The 265-nt window shown below is 52.8% G+C and carries 1 tRNA gene; it reads left to right on the top strand.

The annotated features are described in order from the left end of the window. Window positions 1–104: 104 nt before the first annotated feature. Window positions 105–176 (top strand) — tRNA-Gly (locus tag SB660_RS21210). Window positions 177–265: the final 89 nt, after the last annotated feature.

Below are 265 nucleotides of genomic sequence, written 5' to 3'. Positions count from 1 at the left end.
GCGGAATTGGCAGACGCGCTAGACTTAGGATCTAGTGTCTTTATGACGTGGGGGTTCAAGTCCCTTCACCCGCATTGCCAAATAAAATAAAGAAATCCTGTAATGCGGAAGTAGTTCAGTGGTAGAACACCACCTTGCCAAGGTGGGGGTCGCGGGTTCGAATCCCGTCTTCCGCTTATACCATCCACGCCGGGGTGGTGGAATTGGCAGACACACAGGACTTAAAATCCTGCGGTAGGTGACTACCGTGCCGGTTCAAGTCCGG

Source organism: Bacillus sp. SIMBA_005 (genome assembly GCF_046535585.1).
In the GTDB taxonomy this organism is placed as follows: Bacteria; Bacillota; Bacilli; order Bacillales; family Bacillaceae; genus Bacillus; species Bacillus pumilus.
Note: the sequence above shows the minus strand (reverse complement) of the source record. Positions and strands in the feature narration are given on the sequence as shown.